Raw genomic sequence first — 22381 nt, 5'->3', positions numbered from 1 at the left:
CTCGACATCCTCACCCGCTGCCGCCTCACAACCCTCCCCGGCACCAACACCGAGGAGGTGACCGAACCCCTCGCCCTCACTGCCTAAACGAAGGAACCCCCGCTACACCACTCCACGGGGCTTGACCCGGGTCGACAACCTTCGGGACGCGCAGGTCATCTACATGAGCCCGACATGGGGACAGCTCACCTATCGATTCGCGGAGAGCGAGGGCGGTTGGGGCGAACTGGCCGTAGCCCCTGCTTCGAGTGGGATCGCGGCCGTAGGGTCAAGGCTTGCTGATCGGAGCCAGGCAGGCCGATGGATGGTATTTCACGCACGCCACGCCAACCTTGGGCTCGCGACTGCGTCCGAAGCCTCCCGACGTCGCCAGCTCAGTGATCTCGACTGGATGCCTATCGACCCGAACGACTAGTCAGTCTTCGGTGCGGTCTCGGCGCGCCGCGTCGCAACCTTGAGCACGTCGCCGATCTCGCGCTGGAGGAGCACCGGCACGCCGAGCCCGTCAAGGTTCTGAGCCGCGAGCCACGTTAGGGCTTCTGTCCGCGACCACTCGTCGACTCCGATGAAGTCGGACAGGGCGACGGTGGCCGTCCGGGAGAGTCCGAGCGACATGAGCACGACTTCGCTCGTGCGGGAGACGCCGAGTTCGAGCATCATCGCGTAATCAGGTCGAGCGGCGGTTTCCAGCCCGAGCTCGGCTGAGTAGACCTCGAGCAGATCGGCGTAGCAGGCGAGGTACTTGGGCGCATGGAACCGTGCGATCGATTCGATGTCTCGCATGACGTCTCGGATCGCTCTCGCGGAGGTGAGCGACGTGTTGAACGCTAGCCGCTGATCGATCAACCGCGCCAGAGGCATGCCGTTCATCCAGTTGACGATGAGGTTGGCGAGCTGCCACTTGCGGCGATCATTGCTTGACCGGGTGGCGCCGAAGACGTTCGTCATGGTCGCACCGATCCGCACCAGCGACTCTTGGAATCGTGCCCTCGCGTCAGGCTCTTCGGGGAGCGGCAGCTCGAGGTCGGCCGGTGTCTTCCCGGACCGGCGGAAGCTGTCGAGCAGCCGTTCCATCGAGACAGGCGCAATGCCGGTGTGCCGAGTCACGATCTCTACGGGGATCCTCAGATCGGTTGCCGCGCGTGTGACCGCGGACTCGACCTCGCTTCGTTCTGACTCGAGCGGAACACGATCGAGAAGCGCCTGAATGGACTCGCCGGCAAGGTGCCGCGAGCACAAGTAAGCGAAGAGGCTCTCAGAGGCGCTGTCGTCGTGCACTTCATCGACGGAGCGGACAAAGGCGAGCAGCCCCGACGCGTCGTCGAGCCCCGTGCTGACTGCTCGGGTGATCTGTGACCGCTTTCGCACTCGCGGCAGGTTGGGCCAGAGGCTTTCATCGTCAGTGTCGATGCACACCACGTTGCCTTCAAATTCCTTGCCCCAGCGCCCCGCGCGTCCAGCCAGGTTCCAAAAGTCGCCTTCACGGAGCGGATTGCCGGGCCCCTTCTGAGGGTTGCGCATGAAGATCGTCCGGCACGGGAGATTCACGCCCTCCAGCAGCGTCGACGTGCAGATCAGGTAGTGGATTTTGCCTTCTCCGAAGAGGCGCTCGATCTCCGTTCGCACCATCAGCGGCATGTTCCCGTAGTGGAAGGCCACGCGCCGGGCCAGCACGTCGGCGAGCAAGTACTTGCTGTGGACCGCGGTCTTGATCAGGTCCCGCAGATCGTCGATCTCCGTGTCAGCTTCCGCCAAGGCCGGGAGCTGCTCGTAGACGGCCTTCGCGACCTTCTCGGCTTCGCTTGGGCCGTTGACGTAGATGACGTTTCCGGGGTTGTTGCCGGCCAGCGCATGAGCCACCAGCGCGATGCGCATGGGCACAGTCGTCGCGCGTTGCGCGAGCACGAGTTCGCCGACTCTGTGACTGTTCCCGTCCGACACCAGGGATACGGCCCTGCGCTGAGGCTTCCGGTTGATGTGCTCGACCCAGAGGAGGTTCTGATTGACGGTGACCGTCTCGGAGACGAAGGAGTCGGAACGCCGGTCGGGGGGCGCGTCTTCGACCAGCAGCTCCGGGTTGGAGCTCAGGGGGCTGGCGAACAGCACTTGCGCCTCTGGGCTGCGCCGAATGGTGCGCTCGATGGAGTGCTGGAGAAGAACGCCCCGTGCGTCACCGGCGAGCGACTGTGCTTCATCGACGAAGAGGAGGTCCACGCTGAAAGACGGAAGGAGCTCCAGGACCAGGTGGAGCCTCTCCTGCGTGACGACCAGGACGGTCCGTGATGACTCCCCGAGGTCGGGGTCCCACGGCAGGGTGAAGACGCCGACGTCCGACGGCACTTCGCGCCGGAGATCACGCGAGACTTCCTCGATAAGGGCGCGCGTCGGCACTAGATAGACGAGCGTGAACGGGCCCGTCTGGCGCGTGACCTCCAAGAAGTGCTCTCTGATGATGCGGGACTTCCCGGCGGAGGTCGGAGCTGACACGCTCAGCCAGTCGTTCGTCTCTACCGCTTCCCAGAACTTCCCCTGAAACGGATTGACCGGCAGCACCCGGCCGTCGGAGAGGCGGACCGAGTATTCGATACGGCTCCGGACGACCTCCATCCGGAGCGCACCCGGCAGACGCCGCCAGGCGTCGGCAGGCAGCCGATCCCGGGACTCCGCCAGCTCGACGGCCATGTGGTTGCCGCTGCGTTCGAGCAGTGCGGCAGCGGCCGCCTTGTGGGCATCCTGCGCCTCCGAGGACAGCATGCACGCCGTCGCGATTCGGAGGACCGCGGACTGGGCGCGCTCGGATTGTGCCGACGTGATCGCGCTGGCGTAGAGAAGGGCGAACCCCCAGTCAATCGAGGGGGCCTCCTCATCCCACTCCACCGTCGTGAACTCCGAACGGACCGTCAGCTTGCGAGCGGCCTCGAGCACGTCTCTGAACTTGTGCGAGGCGAAGACGATCTCCTCGAGGGCCGTGCCGGTAGTCACTTGGCCCCCATCCGCTTCAGGACCCGAGCACGCAGGTCGGCGACATCAGGCATCGGGATGCAGAAGAGGTCTAGGTTCACGCCGACGATTTCGAACTCCTCGACACGGCTCCCGACCGACTTGTGCCACCGGCCGACTGCCTTCGACACGGCCTTCTGCTGGGCCTCGTCGAGGGCAGCGATGTTCGGGTAGTTGTCGTGGTCGAAGCCGACCAGGCAGACCCCGTTCCATCGCACCTTCAACGTCTTCGGATTCGTCTCGTCGAAATACTCAAGCAGATGGGCTGCCAACTCGATCTGAGTGACGTTGAGGTGATCGCGCACCAGGAGCAGGTCCTGCTTCCGGCGCGAGTCTCCGTCGGGCCGGAGGTACGGGGCGATGCTTTCGAAGCAGTCTCGGAACGCTTCAGAGCTCGACTTGTAGAGCTTCGACTCGCCCCAGTAGATGTCCAGAACCCCATCATCCGCCAAACTCGCGTGGATGCCGTCGGAGCCGTGTACATGCACCTCGGTGTTCGTCTTCAGGGCCATCTTCGAGATCAACTGCGGTCGCTGCAGCACACGTTCCATGAGCAGGAACAGGAGGAGCTCGCCGCCTTCTCCCGAACCCTCCGACTTCACGAACAAGTTGCGGGCCTGCTCCTCCAAGCTCACGATGGCCGCGGTCGACCGAGTCTCCTCGTACTCCGCGAGCGCTCGTTCGATCTTCGAACGCGGTATGCAGAAGTCCATGGTCGCGGAAGCCATCGCTCCTGCGAGGTGCTCCACAGCAGGAGTCCCGTTGGCATCGTGCGCAAGAAAGTGCGTCCTCACGGGAGTCGACGTCCCCGGAACTGTGACGGCCTCCCCGAAGGCCGGCAGGAAGTTGATCAGTGAGTTGGTTGTGCCCCGAGCCAGCTCGAGAAACTGTTCGATGACCGCCGCTTCATCAACCATCACGCACCCTTGATCGCGCACCACATCCGCCCGCGACCGGGGAGGCACATATGCAGGATATCGGCGCGGTAGGGCACTTCTGGCGATGCCACTCGACTGGGGCGCTGCTTCAAGCGTCAGAAGTCTCCTGCGCGACGTCCCAGCTGGAACCCACCTCCCACCTCAACGATGCCCAGCCTCAGCCTTCAGGTAGGTCGGCAGCTGCGCGACAGCCAGCTGGTGTGGCCCGTCGCCGGGCATCACGAGGACCACAGGGTCGCCCGAGGTGACGGTCTCCCCGTCACCTGAGTGTCGACGTGGGTCTGTCAAGTTTTCGGTGTATCTCATGGTTGTTTGACTCTCAGTATCGGCGGCCGGCGGAGAGCCGTCCGTCGAAGGGGATCTCGAACGCGTTGAGGGCGCCCTTCCAGCGCTGTGTCCAACGTGCTCGTCCCTTGCCTGTGGGGTCCAGCGCCATCACAGCGAGGTAGACGCACTTGAGTGCGGCCTGCTCGTTGGGGAAGTGCCCGCGGGCCTTGACGGCCTTGCGGATCCGTCGCCCGAGTCTTCTTGAGACTCGGAGCGCACCTTCCGCCTCCGACCCATCGACACGACCAGGATATTCGACACGCGTCGTGGTGCCAGCGGAGGCGGCGCCTGCTCGCCTTCGACAACCGAACCCGGGACCCCAGGTCCGCGGGAGGCCGGCGCTCGGCTCTGATCGCCTCCATCGCGGGATGGGAGGCCGCAGGTGCCCTGCAGCCGAAGTGGACGACATCCTGCTGAGACGCGTGGAGTTCGCTACGCTTTGACGCAAGAACGTGCTCCGGGGTCGGTGAAACTCCGAACCGGCGGTGATAGTCCGCGACCCGGCGGCTCCTTGTGAGCCAATGGTTGAACCGGTGGGATTCCGGTACCGACGGTTAAAGTCCGGATGGGAGGCGCACGCGGTTCGTGGCATTGCCGCGCGCCGACGCTCCGGCGTTGGCGGGTCCGGCTTCGCTGCGCGCTGGCATGTCCCTGCCCCGGAGTCGTCACACGAGACGACGGAGGGGCAGATGAGTCCGACCATCCTGGAAGACCGGCGATCAGCCGATGCGACCACAAGCGCGCACGAGAGCGCCATGGACCGTGCCCTCATGCTCGCCGCCCGGTCCCCGCGGGCCGACCCGAACCCACGCGTCGGCTGCGTCCTGGTCGACGATGACGGCCGGATCGTGGGCGAGGGCTGGCACCATGGCGCCGGAACGCCGCACGCCGAGGTTGAGGCGCTCAGCGGCGCCGGTCCGGACGCCGCGGGCGCCACTGCGTACGTGACCTTGGAGCCCTGCAACCACCATGGCCGCACCGGTCCCTGCGCCGAGGCGCTGCTGCGCGCCGGCGTCCGTCGCGTGGTGTACGCCCAGGCCGACCCGAATCCGCCCGCGTCCGGCGGCGCGGCCACGCTGGCCGCGGGTGGAGTGGAGGTGCTGGGCGGCGTCCGGGCAGCGGAAGCGGCCCTCCTCAATGAGGCCTGGACGTTCTCGGTGACGCACGGGCGTCCTTTCGTCACCTGGAAGGTTGCGGGCACCCTGGACGGCCGGACCGCCGCCGCGGACGGCACGTCGGCGTGGATCACGGGCCAGCCCGCCCGGCTCGACGTCCATCGGTTGCGGTCCCGCTGCGGGGCGATTGTCGTCGGGACGGGGACGGTGCTGGCCGACGATCCCCGCCTCACCGTCCGCCGCCCCGACGGCACGGAAGCGCCCCGGCAACCCGTCCGGGTGGTCGTCGGACGTCGCCCGATCCCCGCTGACGCCCGTGTCCTGTCGCCAGACGCGTCCACGCTGCTGCTCGCCGACGACCCGGCAGGTGTCCTGGCACGCCTGCAGGAAGCCGGTGTCCGTCATGTCTGGCTGGAGGGTGGGGCCACCCTCGCCGCGGCGTTCGTCACCGCCGGCCTGGTCGACGAGATCGTCGCCTACCTCGCGCCCGTCCTGGTGGGTTCCGGCTCCCCGCTGGTCGGCGACCTCGGCGTCGCCACCCTCGCGGACGCCCACCGGTACGCCCTGGTCGATGTGCGTCGTCTGGGCGACGACGTCCGGCTCACCCTCCGCCCCCTCCCCGATCTTTCAGAACCCCAACCGAACTCTGGCAAGGAGTGATCATGTTCACCGGCATCATCGAAGAACTGGGCGAGGTCGTCGAGATCCGCCACCTGGAGGACTCCGCCGTCGTGACCGTCCGCGGTCCGCTCGTCACCTCCGACGCCACCCACGGCAGCTCGATCGCCGTCAACGGTGTCTGCCTCACCGTGACCGGCCTGGACGGGGACCTGTTCATGGTCGACGTCATGGCCGAGTCACTCCGGCGAACATCGCTGGGCGGCCTCACCCCGGGGGACCGGGTCAACCTGGAGCGGGCGATGGGGTCCGACGGCCGGTTCGGCGGGCACATCGTGCAGGGACACGTCGACGGAACGGGCCGCATCCTGTCCCGTACGCCGGGCGAGCAGTGGGAGGTGGTCGAGATCTCCTGCCCAGCCGAGGTGCAGCGCTACCTGGTCGAGAAGGGCTCGGTCACCGTCGACGGCGTGTCCCTGACCGTGTTCGACATCCGGCCGGACCGGTTCACGGTCTCGCTGATCCCGACCACGCTCGAGCTGACGACCCTCGGTCCCGCCGCTGTCGGGGCGGTCGTCAACCTCGAGGCGGACATCCTCGGCAAGTACATCGTCGCCCACCTCGAGCGTCTCGAACTTGGCGCCCTGCGGGAGACCACCCATGCCTGAGTTCGCCACCATTCCCGCAGCCCTGGACGCGCTGCGCGCCGGCCGTCCGGTCCTGGTCCTCGACGACGCCGACCGGGAGAACGAGGGGGACGCCATCTTGGCGGCCTCGACGGCGTCCGCCGAATGGGTCGGGTGGATGGTGCGGCACACATCGGGCTACCTGTGCGCCCCCCTGCCCGTCGACTGGGCCGACCGTCTGGGCCTGCCCCTCATGGTTCCCGACAGCGCCGACCCGTTGCGGACCGCGTACACCGTCAGCGTGGACGCGGCGTCCGGGGTCACGACCGGGATCTCGGCGGCGGACCGGGCCACCACGCTCCGCGTCCTCGGCAACCCGGACGCCGCGGCGTCCGACCTGATCCGGCCCGGGCACGTCCTGCCACTGCGCGCCCGGCCCGGCGGGGTCTTCGAACGGCAGGGGCACACCGAGGCGACCGTCGACCTGTGCCGGCTGGCCGGCCTGCCGCCCGTGGGCGTGATCGGTGAACTCGTCCACGATGCGGGTGAGGTGATGCGGACGCCCGACGTCGTCGCCCTCGGCGCGGCCGAGTGCCTGCCCGTCATCACGATCGCGGACCTGGTCGCCTGGCGCGACCTGTACGACCGCGTCACGCTGGCCGCCGTAACGACGCTGCCCACCGCCCACGGGACGTTCGCGTTGCACGGCTACCGGGACCGGCGCACCGGCGCCGAACACCTCGCCTTGATCAGCCCACGCGGCCTCACCACCGATGGCGCGGCACCGCTCGTCCGCCTCCACTCCGAATGTCTCACTGGGGACGCGTTCGGTTCCCGCCGCTGCGACTGCGGCCGCCAACTCGACGAGTCCCTCGCCGTCATTGCCCGTCAGGGGGGTGTCGTGATCTACCTGCGAGGTCACGAGGGGCGCGGCGTGGGGCTGCTCGCGAAGCTGTCGGCGTACGCCCTCCAGGACGTCGGCGCGGACACCGTCGACGCCCAAACCCTGCTGGGCCTACCGGTCGACGCCCGCGAATACGGCGCCGCCGCCGCCATCCTGACCGCCCAAGGGGTGGTCCGGGCCGAACTGCTCACCAACAACCCGGCCAAGGCCGACGGCCTGCGCACGGCGGGGATCGACATCACCGGCCTCCGTCCGCTCATCGTGGAGCCCAACCCCGACAACGTGCACTACCTGTCCACCAAGCGCGAGCGGATGGGCCACCGCCTACCCACCGCGTCCACCCTCGTCCAGGAGGCCTGATGGCTGGCTCCGGCACCCCCCACCTCACCGTCGACGGCCGCGGCCGACGCATCGCCGTCGTCGCCTCGTCCTGGCACGACCTCGTCATGAACTCTCTCGTCACCAACGCAGTTACCACGCTGGAACGGGCCGGCGCGACCGTCACGGTGGTCCGCGTCCCGGGCACGTTCGAGCTGCCGGTCGCCTGTGCCCGCCTGGCCCACCACTTCGACGGGCTGGTCGCGCTCGGTGTCGTCATCCGGGGCGGGACACCCCACTTCGACTACGTCTGCGCAGGCGCCACCCACGGCATCGTCGACGTGATGACCCGCACTGGAACGCCCGTCGGTTTCGGTGTCCTCACGTGTGACACCGAGCAGCAGGCGCTCGACAGGGCTGGGCTTCCCGGATCACCGGAGGACAAGGGACGCGAGGCGGCCGAGGCCGTCCTGGCCACCCTCTCTGCGCTGACCGCCGCGGTGCCCTGATCCTCCTACCATTGCAAGCGCCCGGACACCCGGAATGGCCGCCGCCGGTGAGCCGTTCGATCGTCTGCGCGTGTCACCACGTTCAAGGCGTGCGTGGCAGCTGGGCGACGTCCCTCACCTCTCCGATTGCTCGCTCGACGACGTCCTCGAGGATCGCGGCACCGATCGTTTCCTCACCGTCGACGACGAGCGCGAAGTGGGTGCCGCCCGCCTGCATGGCGGCCACGGCGGCCTCCAGGGGGGCGTCCTTCGCGATGGTCGCCAGCGGGCGGAGAAATGGACCGCCCGGCGCCACCCCGGCCGAACCCGCCACCAGTGGGGTCGTCGTCGACCGCACGCCGCACCCGGTCCCTGTCATCAAGGGTGGTGGCGACGTCTGGTCCGCCGACGTGGACGTCCGACTCTGGATTCGGCGGACAGGGACGATCCGTAGCGCCAGTCTCCTGGTGGCTTCGCGGCGCCCCTGTCCGCGAGGAGGAGCCGGAGCCCGTTAGGACGGATGTCGTGTTCGCTCGCCGCCGCCAGGAGGACGCCCATGAACCCCGAGCCACACCACCATGTCACCGGGACAGGATTGTGGCTCCAGGAGGCCGACGTCCACGGCGTCCTGCGCCGACGCGGGGCAAGTCGTACACCGAGATCGCCGAGACTGTGGGAGGTGTGACATGGAGGCCGTCGCTGTCACGTGCGTGGTTGCCCGAGGGCTCGTGGACGCCTTGGAGGCACTCCTCTTGAGCCTGCCTGGTCGGCGCCGCTCTGCTGGCAGCGTTGCGGTGAACGCCGGGTGGGTTGGGGCTGCGACGCTTGGCGGTCGTCGGCCTATGCTGAAGGCAGCCATGGACGCGAGGTCCGCGCGGCCTTGGCTCCGGTGCTATTCCCCACGTATTCCCCACGACAAGGTGACGAAGTGGCAATCAACCCACATAAGACCTTGTCAGGGGGCCATTATCGGCTGATAGAAGAGAGCTTCAACTCCTCTCTCGCGCACAAATAGTGCCTCTGACTAGGGCAAATACCGGGAATCGACGAGAGGTGAAAACCTCTCGTCGATTCTCTGTTTCTGGGGTGTAGCGCCTTTGGCAAGGGGTGATACCTGGGGAAATGGTCCACGTTGCGTTGGAGGAGGGGAGCCTCGCCTTGTTGGTGAGGGCTCATTCCCCACGGTTCCCGACTGTGGTGATAATGCCGGATCCAGGGTCCGCTCGCCTCTGTGGCGCGAGTCGTGACACGATCCTGAAGGTCCACAAACTGGATGCCGAGCCGAGCGGTGGGAGCGCTGCCGGCGGTGGTGGGCCGATTGAGGCTCCGACTGGAGATCACTCCAGGGGCCAGGTGAAGTTCCTGCGCAAGTACGCCGCGTTCACGCTGCCCGTGATCGACGAATCACTCCTCGACCCGCCCGACGAGAGCACCCGCAGCATGCTACTGGAACTCCTCGAACGCCGCTGCGACGCCGTCTCCACCGTGTTCTGCACCCAGCGCGCGAAGAACGACTGGCACCACAGACTCGGCTCCGGCATCCACGCCCCCGGCCCCCAACCCCACTCCCCGGGCTACTCAACCGCGAAAGCCAACGGCGCTCAGACGGTCAGATACTCCGGCAGCCGGGTCGCCGGCGGCGTGCACGATGTTGTCGACGCCATGCGGCGATGGCCGTGACCGCGATGGCGACTTCGCCGGTGGAGTCGGCGGTGTGCGGCGCGCCGAGGCCGCGGACTAATATCGGCCACTTGAGTCGGCGTCCGGAGGACTCGGCGCCTCCGCCCGAGCCGCAGGGGGCCGACGGATTGACTTGCTGATTCGGGCAACTGGGGTTTCGAGGGCTGGTGGTACCCCGTGATCATTCGTGGGGCTGAAACGCGAAGCATGTTTCATGAATACTGTAACATTCGAAGGGGACATCCCTGCTAACGAGGACCTTCACCCACTTGATGGAAGGCCATGCCTGACTATTTCCGCGCTGTCGCACTCGATTTCGACGGCACTCTGACAGACGGTGAGCGACCCGCCCCGGCCGTGCTCGCTGCCCTCGGCGAGGCGCGAGCCGGCGGGCGCCGCCTCGTGTTGGTCACCGGCCGCACACTGCGTCACCTGCGGGCGGGCTTCGCCGATGTGGACAACTGGTTCGACGCAATCGTCGCCGAAAACGGCGCGGTGCTTCACACCCAGGAGGGGTCGCAGGTGCTGGCTCAGCCGATCGATCCCGCGTTGGCCGACGCGCTCGCCCGCCGCGGGGTCCAGGTCGACCGCGGGCAGGTACTCCTAGGCTGCTCGGCGACCCACGACCACCTGGTTCTGGAGGAGGTCCGTCGACTCGGAGCCGACTACCAACTCACGCGGAACCGGGGCGCCCTGATGATCGTGCCAGCCGGCGTCACCAAGGGAACCGGACTGGACGCCGCCCTCGACAACCTGGGCCTGTCCCGGCACTCCACGATCGCCATTGGCGACGCCGAGAACGACCACACTATGCTCTCGCGCTGCGAGATTGGCGTCGCCGTCGCCAACGCCGTCGAGTCCCTCAAGCGCCGCGCCGATATCGTCACGCTTGCCCCGGACGGCAAAGGGGTGATCGAGATCCTGCGGGGTGACGTCATGGCCGGGCGCTCCCACGTGCATCCCGAACGCTGGCAGATCGCGCTCGGAACCTACCTCGACGGCACACCCGCCACCATTCCGGCCTCCCAGGTCAACATTCTTGTGACGGGCGGCACCCGTGCCGGGAAGTCCTATCTGGCCGGGCTCATCGCCGAGCAGCTCATCCGTCTCGCCTACGCCGTGGTCGTCATCGATGTCGAGGGCGACCACACAAGTCTGGCCGACCTGCCTAACGTCGTTCATCTGGGTGGGTACGAGCCCGGTCCTGGAACTGGGCTCGTACGCACGCTGTTGAGTCACCATGGCACAAGCATCGTCGCCGACCTGTCCCAGCTCACCGGGGAAGAAAGACGCAGATGGTACCAGGAGAAACCGCCCCGGCTCGCCGACCTGCGCAGCGACCGCGGCCTGCCCCACTGGGTGCTGATCGACGAGGCCCACGAGTCTCTCGGCCAAGAGAGTCAGAATTCACGCCTGTTCGCACCGGACCGCAAGGGCCACTGCCTCATCACCTACCACCCCACCGAACTCAGTGCTGAGGCTCGGAACAGCATCGACATCCTTGTGTCACTGCAGCCAACTACCCTCGATGCGGAAGACGTGGTCGTCGCCGCCACAACGGCGTTTTGCGGGCTCTCGGTCAACGACGTCCTCGCAGCATTCTCCGTCCTCCCCGCAGGGGCCGGCCTGCTCGTGCGCGCCAGCGAGCCCGGAGTACTGCGCCCCTTCATAGTCGGCCACCGGCGTACCATTCACGAGCGCCACTGGCACAAGTACGCGACGGCGGACCTGCCGGTCCATCGGCGGTTCGTGTTTCGCCGCAGCCGAGAGTCAACTTCCGGTCACGAGGCAGCGAACCTACGCGACTTCCACACTGAGCTGGACGGCTGCGAGGCCGATGTCATCGCTTTCCACGCCGGGGCCCATGACTTCTCCCGCTGGATCCGGGGCGTATTCGGTGATGAACGTCTCGCCGCCGATGTCGAGCAGGTCGAGACCGAACTGAACACTGCCCGCCGCGAGAACGTCGAGGCCTCCAGGCGTCGGCTCCTGGACGCACTCGAGCACCGCTTCCCCGGCTGAGGCATGCTCAGCGAGGGGGGTGCGCCGGCCGTGGCTCGCCGAGCCACGGGACCCCCGACGGCAGATGCATTGCAGGGATTGGCCCCGGAAGGTTTCGAAGAGGATTCTGCTGGGCGGCTGCGGCCTACTTCACCGTGAGCGAGAGGACCATCCCTCAATGTTCTCGGGTTAACCAGAGGTGCTGTTTAACCAGAGGTGCTGTCGGTTTTCGGGGCCTTGGTCGTGTAGCAGTCGCTGGGCCCACAGGAGTAGAGCTGACCAGGTGTGCGAGGCTGAAGGCCAGCAGCGAGCTGATGGCTCGGGCTCCTCATCGTCGATCACCTCTGTGCGGTGCGGCCAGTTGTTCGGCCAGGGTCTCCAGAGCCAAGCCCCTTGATGCCTTGACCAGCACGACGTCCGCAGGACTCAGCCAGGCGGCGGCAGCGGCGGAGGCGGCGGCCCTGTCCGATGCCACGATGGTCTCGACGCCACCGGCTCCGGAGACCAGGTCGTCGGCATGGGCGCCGATCGCGATCAGCCGGTCCACGCCGAGCGCTGCGGCAAGCGCCCCGACCTCGATGTGGGCGGCGGCGGCGCCGGGGCCGAGTTCCAGCATGTCGCCCAGCACCGCGAGGAGGCGCCCGCCGGGTCTACGCAGGGAGGCGAGGGTGCGCAGTGCCGCAGTCATGGACTCGGGATTGGCGTTGTAGGCGTCGTTGATTACGAGCGCCCCGTCCGGACGAGCGCTGAGTTCCATCCGCCAGCGCGAGCGGGCGGTCGCGCTGCCAAGAGCCTGGGCAACCATGGGAACGTCCAGGCCCTGCCCCAGCGCTGCCGCCGCTGCGGCCAGCGCATTGCCCACCTGATGGGCTCCGGTCACCTGCAACGCCACTGGTGCACATCCGCTGGCTGCGCCGCTGGCGTGGAGCATGAAGGTGGGCCGTTGCCTGTCAGCGGCCCCGACCTCCTCGGCCCAGACCCGCAGGTCGCCCCACCCGGGCGCAGCACCGACGGCGAAGGTGGCGATCCGGGCGCTGGTGCGTCCGGCCATCGCTGAGACGAGCGGATCGTCGGCGTTCAGGACCGCCCAGCCTTCTGCGGGCAGCGCCTCCACGAGTTCGCCCTTTGCCTTCGCGATCGCCGAGACCGACCCGAACTGGCCGAGGTGAGCGTGGCCGAGGTTGAGCACAATGCCGACGTGAGGCGTCACGATCGCGCACAAGGAGGCGATGTGGCCTCTGCGGCGGGCGCCCATCTCGCTGACCAGGAACCGTGTGGCCGCATCCAGCCGGGTGGCCGTCAGCGGCACCCCGAGCTCGTTGTTCAATGAGCCGACAGGGGCGACCGTGGGGCCGGCGGTCGCCAGCACCTGGGCCAGCAAGTCCTTAGTACTGGTCTTGCCTGACGACCCGGTGATGCCGACGGTGACCAGCCCCGCTGCGACGGCTTCCTCCACAAGTGCCCTTGCCAGGGCCGTCAGCCCGGCCAGGGGGTCAGGCACCACAAGTTGCGGGACCGCCATGGGGCGTTCCTTGCGCACGAGGACGGCCGCGGCGCCAGCCGCGACCGCACCCGCTACGAAGTCGTGACCATCGGCCCGCTCCCCCGGCAGAGCGATAAAGAGGGCGCCGGGGGAGCATGCGCGTGAGTCGATAACCACGTCGGGTCCGACGAGAGAGCCAGGGTCGCCGACGAGCCTGGCCCCCGAAAGCTGGGCCAACCGGCCGGCGGTCAGTACATGCATGCGATCAAGTATTCACGAATTCGGTTGCGTATGTCAAATTGGTTCACCACAATCACCCTCTCGCGGCTGACATGTCTGAAGATCGTCGGTCTCTGGCTGCGGCTATCAGGAGCCCTCGGATGCGGGTGATGTCGCGGGTGAGTTCAGCCAGGTTCAGCTGCTCGCGGCGTGCCAGCAGGTCGGCTTGCTGGGCCGGGGACAGTATCTGTGCTCCGAGGAGGGGGTCCAGGGGCGGACTCGGGCGGTCGTAGAGCCGTTTACGTTGTCCGGTCTTGTCGGCGCCCCAGCCGACGGGTTTCTTCGTGGAGATGAAGTAGTTACCGCGGTCCGCGACGAGGGGCCACAGTTGGTTTGAGGAGCGCGAGCTCGGTGGGGGTGTCGTAGCGGTAGTAGAACCCTCGCCGGCGCACGATGTGGTTGTTCTTGGCTTCGATGGTGGCCTGGTCGTTCTTCCGGTAGGGCCGTGAACGGGTGAAGAAGATGTCGCGCTGGCCGGCCCAGTTGATGACGTCGTGGTTGATGAACTCGGAGCCGTTGTCGCAGTCGAGGCCCTGGATCGGGAACGGGAACAGGTCGACGGCCTGATCGAGGGCCGGTGACCACGTCGGTGAACGACACGGAGCGGGCGAACTCGCCCTTCAGGGTGGGTCCGCAGTGGCTGGCCAAGCACGACGGCGCCGTCGCGGCGTGGCTTGAGGGCTCCTATGATGACTCCGTAGCGCCTTGGCGTCAGGGGGGCAGCATTCACTCGGGGTCGACTCTGCAGTTGTGTGAGGAACGGCCACCCTTTCGCGGCTGACATCTCTGATGATCGTCGCTGACTTGACGTGAAGACACTTCTCGTGTTTCATGGGACGGGAAGGGGAGTAATCCTCGCTCCGCATCGTCAATACGGTCCCGCCGCGGGATCCGGTGCGCAGGGCCGACAAGGCCGATGAGACCTTCACGAATTTCGTGGAGGTCTTTGTCATGAATGTTCCTTGGTGGGCGTGGTTCGCGGTCTTGGGTGTGATCCTGGTGATGCTTGCCGTGGACCTGATCGCCCACCGCAAAGCCCACGTGATCGGCGTGCGTGAAGCCGCCCTCTGGTCGGTTGTGTGGGTGACGATCGGTGTCGCCTTCGGTGTGCTTGTGTGGGCGCTTTGGGGGGCCGAGTTCGGGCAGCAGTATTTCGCCGGGTACCTGATCGAGAAATCCCTCGCCGTAGACAACGTGTTCGTCTGGGCGATCATCTTCGCCGCGTTCGCGGTCCCGCGCGAGTTTCAGCACCGAGTGCTGTTCCTGGGCGTTCTCGGCGCACTGGTCTTCCGCGGGATCTTCATTGCCGCAGGCGCCGCGTTGATCGAGAACTTCTCCTGGATACTCTACGGTTTCGCCGCGTTCCTGATCTACACCGGGTGGCGAATGTTCCGCTCCCGCAACGATCACGTCCACCCCGAGAAGTCCCGCATCCTCAAGGTGTTCCGCCGGTTCGTGCCGATGACCGACGCGTACCACGGCCAGAAGTTCCTGATCCGCAAGGCAGGGCTAGCAGTGGCGACTCCGCTGCTGGCGGTGCTGGTGCTGGTGGAGATCACGGACATCATCTTCGCGGTGGACTCGATCCCGGCGATCTTCGCCGTGACCAGCGAACCGTTCCTGGTGTTCACCGCCAACGCGTTCGCGATCCTCGGACTGCGGGCGATGTACTTCCTCCTCGCGGACCTGATCCATCGGTTCGTCTACCTCAAGATCGGACTCTCGTTCGTCCTGATCTGGGTGGGCATCAAGATGCTGCTCCTAGATGTGCTCTACATTCCCACGACAATCAGCCTCGCCGTCGTCGCGACCATCATCACTGTGTCTATCGTCGCAAGCCTCCGCGCCACCCGCGGCCAAGGCCGACGCGAAGTGCAGGCCGAGGCGGCAGGGGCGTTCCGGATCGCCACCGACGAGGAACTTGCCGCCGTCGAGCCGCTCTTCCGCCGCCGTGCACTTGTGCCCGCTGGGAGCCGGAACGATCGCTCCGTCGACTGACCGGGACACCTGCCGCTGCGATCGAGAAGCCACACCCGCGGCGACCCGACACACCATCCCTCAGCCAGTCTGAGAAGGCAAACCCGCCGGCTCTGAGAACTGGTTGGCCGAACCGTCGACGACACTCCACCGCCCAGTACCAGACGCCACGACCGGAGCACGGCTCACCCGCCGCGCTCCGCCGATAGCCGCATCACCCGCCCGCACCGAAGGGAACGCTCATGAACTTGTTCGACCTCCTCAGCGGCCTGGCTTCCCAGGCTCTCAATAAGACCCCGGCCCCAGCGCAGGCTCCCGGCAACGAGCCCCGAGAATGGAAGAGCAGGCTGCGGGGTACCGTGAACACGCTCATCGGCAACGCGCCAGCCCCCACGGCAGCGGCATCCGCGCAGCCGCCGGTCGCACCGCCCGCCGCGACCCAGGCAGCACCCTCGAGTTCGGTTGGACTGACCCCACCGCCGCCGGATCACCACACGGCCGAGCGTGCCGCGGTGGCTCGCTACGAGTACCTGCTCCGCACCGCCGAACCCACCCAGCTGGAGCGGATCCATGCAGACGTGTTCGCACGCCTCACTCCCGCAGAGCGCGACCAGCTCCACACGCGCCTTGGCATCGAATTACCTCGTGGCGAGCAGCCGCGCACATCGCAACCGGCCGACCTTGCCCGCACCGCCACCCGCGCCGAAGCCGCTCGGCCCGGCTTACTGGCCGGGATCCTCGCCCGCACCCCTCGACCCGGCGCCGCCATGACCGGGCAGAGGGTCGGGGTGGCCGCTGCCGGTGCGACAGGAGGGCTCCTGATCGCCGTCGCGGGGGGCGCGGCCATCAGCGCCGTCGCCGCCCCGCTCCTCGCCGAAGCCCTGACCGCGGGTGTCGATTTTGATGCCCTTGCCGGCTCGATCGACCTGGAAGGCTTCACCGGCGGTCTCGAGGACCTCACCGCCGGGGCCGCTGACCTGGCCGGCGGGGCAAGCGATATTGCTGCGGGGGCAACCGAGCAGGTCGCCGGATTAGGAGAGGACATCACTGGCTTCGGGGAGCAGCTCTCCAACCTTGAGATTCCCGGCTGGGGAAGACTCTTCGGGAGTTGAGCGGCGCCAACCAGGCCCAGCACGTCAATCGCTGGCCGGGCAACAGACACCCACCGAGTCGCTCGTTGAGCCAGTGGTCCAGCGGATTGCCCCGACGAGAGCACCCGCAGCATGCTCGTGGTACTCCTCGAGCGCCGCTATGACGCCGTCTGAACCGTGTTCTGCACCCAGTACGCGAAGAAGGACTGGCACCACGGGCTCGGCTCCGGTGTCCACGCTGCCGCGATCATGAACCGCGTCGTCCACAACACCATCAGGATCGAGACCGGCGGCACCAACATGCGCGAACACACCGCCACCGCATGAGCCACAGCCGGTGAGCGTCACCCGACCACCGGTGGCGCTCACCGGCACTACCCCACAGCGCCCAACCCCACTGCCCAGTGGCGCTGGGACGGAGCGGGCCACGGATCAGGGGAGATCAGCTTGAATCGCGGCGTTCCAGGACTGCAGCGAACGCACCCCCGGGGTTCCTTGGCGCAGGGATTCGACGCCCTGCACGCACGCCGCGAGGGCCTGGGTCGTGGTGACGCAAGGCACGCCGGCGCGGATGGCCGCGCCGCGAATCTCCCAGCCGTCCTGTCGGGGGCTGCCATGGAGCGAGTGGCCGTGCGGCGTGTTGACCACGAGGTCGATCTCGCCTGCCGCGATGGCCTGCACCACCGTCAGCTCACCGTTGGGACCTGGACCTTGCGACGCTTTCCGGAGCACAGTGACCGCAACATCGTGGCGACGCAGCACCTGTGCCGTGCCCTCGGTGGCCAGGATCCGGAACCCGAGGTCGGCGAGCCTCTTGATCGGGAAGATCGCGTGCCGCTTGTCGCGATTCGCCACCGAGACGAACACCGTCCCAGTCGTGGGAAGAGCGGAGAACGACGCGGCCTGGCTCTTGGCAAAGGCGGGGCCAAAGGCCGCATCGAGCCCCATGACCTCGCCTGTGGATCTCATCTCCGGGCCGAGCAGCGGATCGACGCCGACGCCCTCGGGGCTGCGGAACCGGTTGAAGGGCAACACGGCTTCCTTCACGGCGATCGGTGCCGACGCGAGCGCCGTCGCGCCGTCTCCCCCGGATCGGAGCATTCCCTCTGAGCGGAGTTCGGCGATCATCGCGCCGAGTGAGATTCGGGCTGCGGCCTTGGCCAGCGGCGTGCCGGTGGCTTTCGAGACGAAGGGCACGGTCCGCGATGACCGCGGGTTGGCCTCAAGCACGTAGAGCACATCGCCGAGCAGCGCGTACTGAATGTTGATCAGGCCCTTCACCCCGATCCGTTTGGCGATGATCTCGGTGGAGCTGCGAATCTGGTCGATGGTCTCGGTACCGAGGGTAATCGGAGGAAGGGTGCACGCCGAGTCGCCGGAGTGGATGCCGGCCTCCTCGATGTGTTCCATCACGCCGCCGATGTAGAGCTCCGTCCCGTCGAAGAGCGCATCGATGTCGATCTCGATCGCGTCGTCGAGAAACCGGTCCACGAGCACGGGGTGCGAGGGGTCGATCTCGGTTGCGCGTTGGATGTAGCTCACCAGTGAGGCGTCGTCGTAGACGATCTCCATGCCGCGCCCGCCCAGCACGTAGCTGGGACGAACCAGCACGGGGTAACCGATCGTGTGGGCGACCGCCAGCGCCTGTCCGGCGGAGACGGCCGTGCCGTGCTGGGGGGACAGCAGGCCTGCGGCGCTGAGGAGGGCGCCGAATTCTCCGCGATCCTCCGCCAGGTGGATGGCCTCTGGCGACGTGCCCACGATGTGGACTCCGCGGTCTTTGAGCGCCTGTGCGAGCTTGAGCGGCGTCTGCCCGCCCAGCTGCACGAGGACGCCCGCCACGGGCCCGGCCGCGAGCTCGGCATGGACCACCTCCAGCACGTCCTCCAGCGTCAGGGGTTCGAAGTACAGCCGGTCGGTGGTGTCGTAGTCGGTCGAGACCGTCTCGGGGTTGCAGTTGACCATCACTGTCTCGTAGCCGGCGTCCCGCAACGCCATGGCCGCGTGCACGCACGAGTAGTCGAACTCGATGCCTTGCCCGATCCGGTTGGGACCGCTGCCCAGGATAATGACGGCGGGCCGGGCGCGGGGCTCGACCTCGGTCTCCTCGTCGTAGCTGGAGTAGTGGTACGGCGTCCGGGCCGCGAACTCGGCGGCACAGGTGTCGACCGTCTTGTACACGGGCCGGATGCCGAACGCCCAGCGGAGGCCACGGACAACGTCTGGGCTGAGATTGCGCAGGTCGGCGATCTGATCGTCGGAGAGGCCGTGTCGCTTGGAGAGCCGCATGAGACCGCCCGTCAGCTCTGGGGCCGAGCACACCTGGTCGGCCGTCTCGCGGATCAGCTGCAGCTGGTCGACGAACCATGGATCGATCCGGGTTGCTTCTACCACCTGTGCCGAGGTGGCGCCGGCACGAAGCGCCTGCATGATGAGGGCGAGGCGGTGGTCGTGCGGTCGGGCGATGCGGCGCAGCAGCTCGTCCACGCTCTCGATGATCGGGCGAGTGAAGTCGAAGAGAGCCGCCGGGTCCTCCAGCGAGCGCAGAGCCTTGCCGAGTGCTTCGGTGAAGCTTCGGCCGATGGCCATGGCCTCGCCCACTGACTTCATGTGCGTGGTGAGGGTGCTGTCAGCGGTTGGGAACTTCTCGAACGCGAAGCGCGGGCACTTGACCACGACGTAATCCAGCGACGGTTCGAACGAGGCGGGCGTCTCGCCGGTGATGTCGTTGAGGATCTCGTCGAGGGTGTAGCCCACCGCCACCTTCGCTGCGATCTTCGCGATCGGGAAGCCGGTGGCCTTCGAGGCCAGCGCCGAGGATCGGGAGACCCGCGGGTTCATCTCCACCACTATCAGCCGCCCGTCGACAGGGTTGAGTGCGAACTGGACGTTGCAGCCGCCAGTTTCGACGCCGACCGCCCTGGTCACCGCGATGGCCACGTCGCGCATGGCCTGGTACTCCCTGTCTGTGAGCGTCATGGCGGGGGCCACTGTGATGGAGTCCCCGGTGTGCACGCCCATGGGGTCTAGGTTCTCGATGGAGCACACGATCACGACGTTGTCCGATCCGTCGCGCATGACTTCGAGTTCGAACTCTTTCCAGCCGATGATCGACTCCTCGATCAGCACCTCGGTGACCGGCGACGCCGAAAGTCCTGCCCCGGCGATCCGGATCAGTTCCTCCTGGTTGTAGGCGATGCCGGAGCCGAGCCCGCCCATGGTGAAGCTCGGCCGGACCACGATGGGGTATCCGAGGATCCCCGCGGCGGCAAGGACTTCGTCCATGACCTGGCAGATTCGCGAGCGTGCCACACCGGCGTCAGCGCCGGGCACCTTGAGTGAGGTGACGATCTGGTTGAACTCCAGCCTGTTCTCCGCCTTTTCGATGGCGTCGACGGAGGCGCCGATGAGCTCGACACCGTAGCGCTCCAGCACTCCGCTCTTGAACAGGGTCATGGCGGCGTTGAGGGCGGTCTGTCCGCCAAGGGTCGCGAGCAGGGCGTCGGGGCGCTCCGTGGCGATGATCTGCTCGAGGTATTCGGGCCTGATCGGTTCGACGTAGGTGGCGTCGGCGTACTCGGGGTCGGTCATGATGGTGGCCGGGTTGGAGTTGACCAGGATGACGCGGAACCCCTCCTCGCGCAGCACGCGGCAGGCCTGCGTGCCGGAGTAGTCGAATTCGCAGGCCTGCCCGATGACGATAGGGCCGGAGCCGATCACCATGATCGAGGAAATGTCGGTGCGACGGGGCATCAGGCGTCCTTTCCGGCCATGACGTCGATGAAGCGGTCGAACAGGTAGTCGGCGTCGTGCGGTCCTGCAGCTGCCTCCGGGTGGTACTGAACGGCGAAGGCAGTCAGTCGGCCGGATGCGTTGCGCAACTCCAGACCCTCGACCACATCGTCGTTCAGGCAGACGTGGGACACGCGTGCAGTTCCCCAACGGGTGGTCACGGGCTGGCCAAGGGGGGCATCGACGGCAAAGCCGTGGTTCTGGGCGGTGATCTCGACCGTGCCCCTGGCCAGGTCCATGACCGGCTGGTTGATGCCGCGATGGCCGTACTTCAGCTTGTAGGTGTCGAAGCCGAGTGCGCGGCCGAAGATCTGGTTGCCGAAGCAGATCCCGAAGTAGGGCAGCCCCGCGTCCAGGATCTCCGTGAGAAGGTCCACCGCACGTCCGGCTGCCGCCGGGTCGCCTGGCCCGTTGGAGAAGAAGACCCCGTCGGGACTCACCGCGGTGACGTCGTCGAGGGTGCTGGCAGCAGGCAGGACGTGCACCTCGATTCCTCGCTGAGCGAGCCGGGTGGGCGTCATGTCCTTGATGCCGAGGTCGATCGCGGCCACTGTGAAGCGCTTCGTGCCCACTGCCGCGATGATCTGCTTGGAGGCGACGGTGACATCGGCCACGAGGTCCGCCCCCAGCATCGGCTGAGTTTCCAGGACCCGTGCGAGCAGCTTCTGGGGGTCCGTCTCGATGGTGGAGAGGCCCACCCGCATGGCGCCGTTCTCACGGATGTGGCGGGTCAGCGCGCGGGTGTCGAGGTCGGCGATGCCGACGATCCCCTGCCGACGCAGTTCGTCGTCCAGGGAGCCGCTGGCGCGCCAACTCGAGTGCATCCGTGAGGGGTCGCGGACCACGTACCCGGCCACCCAGATCCGGCGCGACTCGTTGTCCTGTTCGTTCCATCCGGTGTTGCCGATGTGAGGAGCCGTCGCGATCAGAACCTGGCGGTGGTAGCTGGGATCGGTGAGGGTTTCCTGGTACCCCGTCATCGCTGTTGAGAAGACCGCTTCTCCGAAGGTCTCCCCAGTGGCACCGAAGGACGTCCCGCGGAAGGACCGCCCGTCCTCCAAGACCAGCAGTGCTGGAATCGGAGAACGTGCGGTCCCTGCCGAAGCCTCGTTGGAGTTGTCCTGAGCAGGGGGGGCGCTCATGTGATCTGTTCCAGGAGGTTGGTGTCGACGTCGTACAGGAAGCCTCCGACCTTGACCCGGTCAGCGAGCAGGGGGTGCTCCCGCAGCAGCGAGACATCGGCCTTGATCCGACCATGCTGGTCCGGGTCCGCTCCGATGGGCAGGTCTCCCAGGTCCGCGCCGGTGGTGTCGAGCACGCGCCGGCGGATGGCTTCGTCGTCCCCGCTGGCCATGGCGCAGCGGGTGTGTTGCACGACGACGATGCGATCCGCGTTGAGCAGGTGTGCGGCCAGCACGCATCCGGTGAGCGCGTCCGGCGTGAGGTGTCCACCGGGGGTGCGCATGACCTTGGCGTCGCCGAGGGTGAGTCCCAGCATCTCCAATGGCTCCAGGCGTGAATCCATGCAGGTCACGATGGCGATGCCCGCGTGGGCCTTGCCCGCGAAGGGCCGTGGTCCCGACAGCGCGTAGCGTCGGTTCGCAGCGATGAGATCGTCGAAAGTGTTCTCGTCCATGACTGGAACCCTAGCGACTTGACACACGAATTGCAATTCCGGAAACTAGATAGGAGTGAGGGCTCGAGCGTGCGAGTCCGACCGAGCCGCCACGCCTGGCCGTGAGAC

16 protein-coding genes, 1 pseudogene and 1 riboswitch are annotated in these 22381 nt (G+C 67.1%); of the genes and pseudogenes, 9 read left to right on the top strand and 8 right to left on the bottom strand.

The window, feature by feature from the left end:
* Positions 1–411 precede the first annotated feature (411 nt).
* The 3 genes and pseudogenes from BCR15_RS03165 to BCR15_RS15225 form a co-directional block, all read right to left on the bottom strand.
* Positions 412–2982: a DEAD/DEAH box helicase gene (locus BCR15_RS03165; protein ID WP_068750362.1), complete on the bottom strand. Its 2571-nt coding sequence runs from the start codon at positions 2980–2982 to the stop codon at positions 412–414.
* A complete protein-coding gene (locus BCR15_RS03160; RefSeq protein WP_078919978.1) occupies positions 2979–3917 on the bottom strand; it encodes a HamA C-terminal domain-containing protein in 939 nt (312 codons plus the stop codon). Before BCR15_RS03160 ends, BCR15_RS03165 begins: the two co-directional genes overlap by 4 nt.
* A gap of 340 nt (positions 3918–4257) precedes the next feature.
* Positions 4258–4434, bottom strand: a pseudogene (locus BCR15_RS15225) (IS256 family transposase); the annotation flags it as partial.
* Between the two features lie 280 nt (positions 4435–4714).
* A riboswitch (FMN riboswitch) is annotated at positions 4715–4846 on the top strand.
* Positions 4847–4954: 108 nt separating this feature from the next.
* Between BCR15_RS15225 and ribD the strand changes: the two are divergent.
* From ribD to ribH, 4 genes are read left to right on the top strand one after another with little or no spacing between them, the layout of a single operon-like run.
* The gene (ribD, locus tag BCR15_RS03155; protein WP_228383365.1) at positions 4955–6040 is read left to right on the top strand and encodes a bifunctional diaminohydroxyphosphoribosylaminopyrimidine deaminase/5-amino-6-(5-phosphoribosylamino)uracil reductase RibD; all 1086 of its coding nucleotides are present in this window, start codon (positions 4955–4957) and stop codon (positions 6038–6040) included.
* A gap of 2 nt (positions 6041–6042) precedes the next feature.
* Positions 6043–6666 (top strand): riboflavin synthase, encoded by a 624-nt coding sequence (locus BCR15_RS03150; RefSeq protein ID WP_068750359.1) that lies wholly within the window; start codon positions 6043–6045, stop codon positions 6664–6666.
* Positions 6659–7888, top strand: a complete 1230-nt coding sequence (gene ribB, locus BCR15_RS03145) for a 3,4-dihydroxy-2-butanone-4-phosphate synthase (RefSeq protein WP_068750357.1) — start codon at positions 6659–6661, stop codon at positions 7886–7888. The genes BCR15_RS03150 and ribB overlap by 8 nt, the downstream gene beginning before the upstream one ends.
* Complete coding sequence (gene ribH, locus BCR15_RS03140; protein ID WP_068750356.1) at positions 7888–8355, top strand: 6,7-dimethyl-8-ribityllumazine synthase; 468 nt, start codon at positions 7888–7890, stop codon at positions 8353–8355. The genes ribB and ribH overlap by 1 nt, the downstream gene beginning before the upstream one ends.
* A gap of 82 nt (positions 8356–8437) precedes the next feature.
* Here the strand turns inward: ribH and BCR15_RS03135 are convergent, their stop codons facing one another.
* The gene (locus tag BCR15_RS03135; protein ID WP_076062268.1) at positions 8438–8692 is read right to left on the bottom strand and encodes a CBS domain-containing protein; all 255 of its coding nucleotides are present in this window, start codon (positions 8690–8692) and stop codon (positions 8438–8440) included.
* A 995-nt stretch (positions 8693–9687) separates the two neighbouring features.
* On the opposite strand from BCR15_RS03135, the gene BCR15_RS15220 reads away from it, so the two are divergent.
* Together BCR15_RS15220 and BCR15_RS03125 are read left to right on the top strand one after the other, a co-directional pair.
* On the top strand, positions 9688–10014 hold the full coding sequence (locus BCR15_RS15220; protein ID WP_068750354.1) for a hypothetical protein: 327 nt from the start codon (positions 9688–9690) through the stop codon (positions 10012–10014).
* A 282-nt stretch (positions 10015–10296) separates the two neighbouring features.
* The gene (locus BCR15_RS03125; RefSeq protein ID WP_068750352.1) at positions 10297–12036 is read left to right on the top strand and encodes an HAD hydrolase family protein; all 1740 of its coding nucleotides are present in this window, start codon (positions 10297–10299) and stop codon (positions 12034–12036) included.
* 307 nt (positions 12037–12343) lie between these two features.
* On the opposite strand, the gene BCR15_RS03120 is transcribed toward BCR15_RS03125, so the two are convergent.
* The gene (locus tag BCR15_RS03120) at positions 12344–13759 is read right to left on the bottom strand and encodes a UDP-N-acetylmuramoyl-tripeptide--D-alanyl-D-alanine ligase (protein ID WP_068750350.1); all 1416 of its coding nucleotides are present in this window, start codon (positions 13757–13759) and stop codon (positions 12344–12346) included.
* Positions 13760–14671: 912 nt separating this feature from the next.
* On the opposite strand from BCR15_RS03120, the gene BCR15_RS03115 reads away from it, so the two are divergent.
* The 3 genes from BCR15_RS03115 to BCR15_RS14265 all read left to right on the top strand — a co-directional run bounded on the left by BCR15_RS03115 (position 14672) and on the right by BCR15_RS14265 (position 17172).
* Positions 14672–15775 (top strand): TerC family protein, encoded by a 1104-nt coding sequence (locus BCR15_RS03115; RefSeq protein ID WP_228383366.1) that lies wholly within the window; start codon positions 14672–14674, stop codon positions 15773–15775.
* A 338-nt stretch (positions 15776–16113) separates the two neighbouring features.
* Entirely contained in the window at positions 16114–16866 is a 753-nt protein-coding gene (locus tag BCR15_RS03110; RefSeq protein WP_141680017.1) for a cation-transporting ATPase, read from the top strand.
* A gap of 156 nt (positions 16867–17022) precedes the next feature.
* Entirely contained in the window at positions 17023–17172 is a 150-nt protein-coding gene (locus BCR15_RS14265) for a hypothetical protein (RefSeq protein WP_269466671.1), read from the top strand.
* A 105-nt stretch (positions 17173–17277) separates the two neighbouring features.
* On the opposite strand, the gene carB is transcribed toward BCR15_RS14265, so the two are convergent.
* Genes carB through BCR15_RS03095 form a run of 3 tightly spaced genes read right to left on the bottom strand, consistent with a single transcriptional unit; the run spans position 17278 to position 22273 of the window.
* On the bottom strand, positions 17278–20598 hold the full coding sequence (gene carB, locus BCR15_RS03105) for a carbamoyl-phosphate synthase large subunit (RefSeq protein ID WP_068750346.1): 3321 nt from the start codon (positions 20596–20598) through the stop codon (positions 17278–17280).
* On the bottom strand, positions 20598–21779 hold the full coding sequence (carA, locus tag BCR15_RS03100; protein WP_078919980.1) for a glutamine-hydrolyzing carbamoyl-phosphate synthase small subunit: 1182 nt from the start codon (positions 21777–21779) through the stop codon (positions 20598–20600). Before carA ends, carB begins: the two co-directional genes overlap by 1 nt.
* Positions 21776–22273: a beta-class carbonic anhydrase gene (locus BCR15_RS03095; protein ID WP_068750344.1), complete on the bottom strand. Its 498-nt coding sequence runs from the start codon at positions 22271–22273 to the stop codon at positions 21776–21778. Before BCR15_RS03095 ends, carA begins: the two co-directional genes overlap by 4 nt.
* Positions 22274–22381: the final 108 nt, after the last annotated feature.

This window comes from Tessaracoccus lapidicaptus (genome assembly GCF_001693815.1).
GTDB classification, from domain to species: Bacteria; Actinomycetota; Actinomycetes; order Propionibacteriales; family Propionibacteriaceae; genus Arachnia; species Arachnia lapidicapta.
Note: the sequence above shows the minus strand (reverse complement) of the source record. Positions and strands in the feature narration are given on the sequence as shown.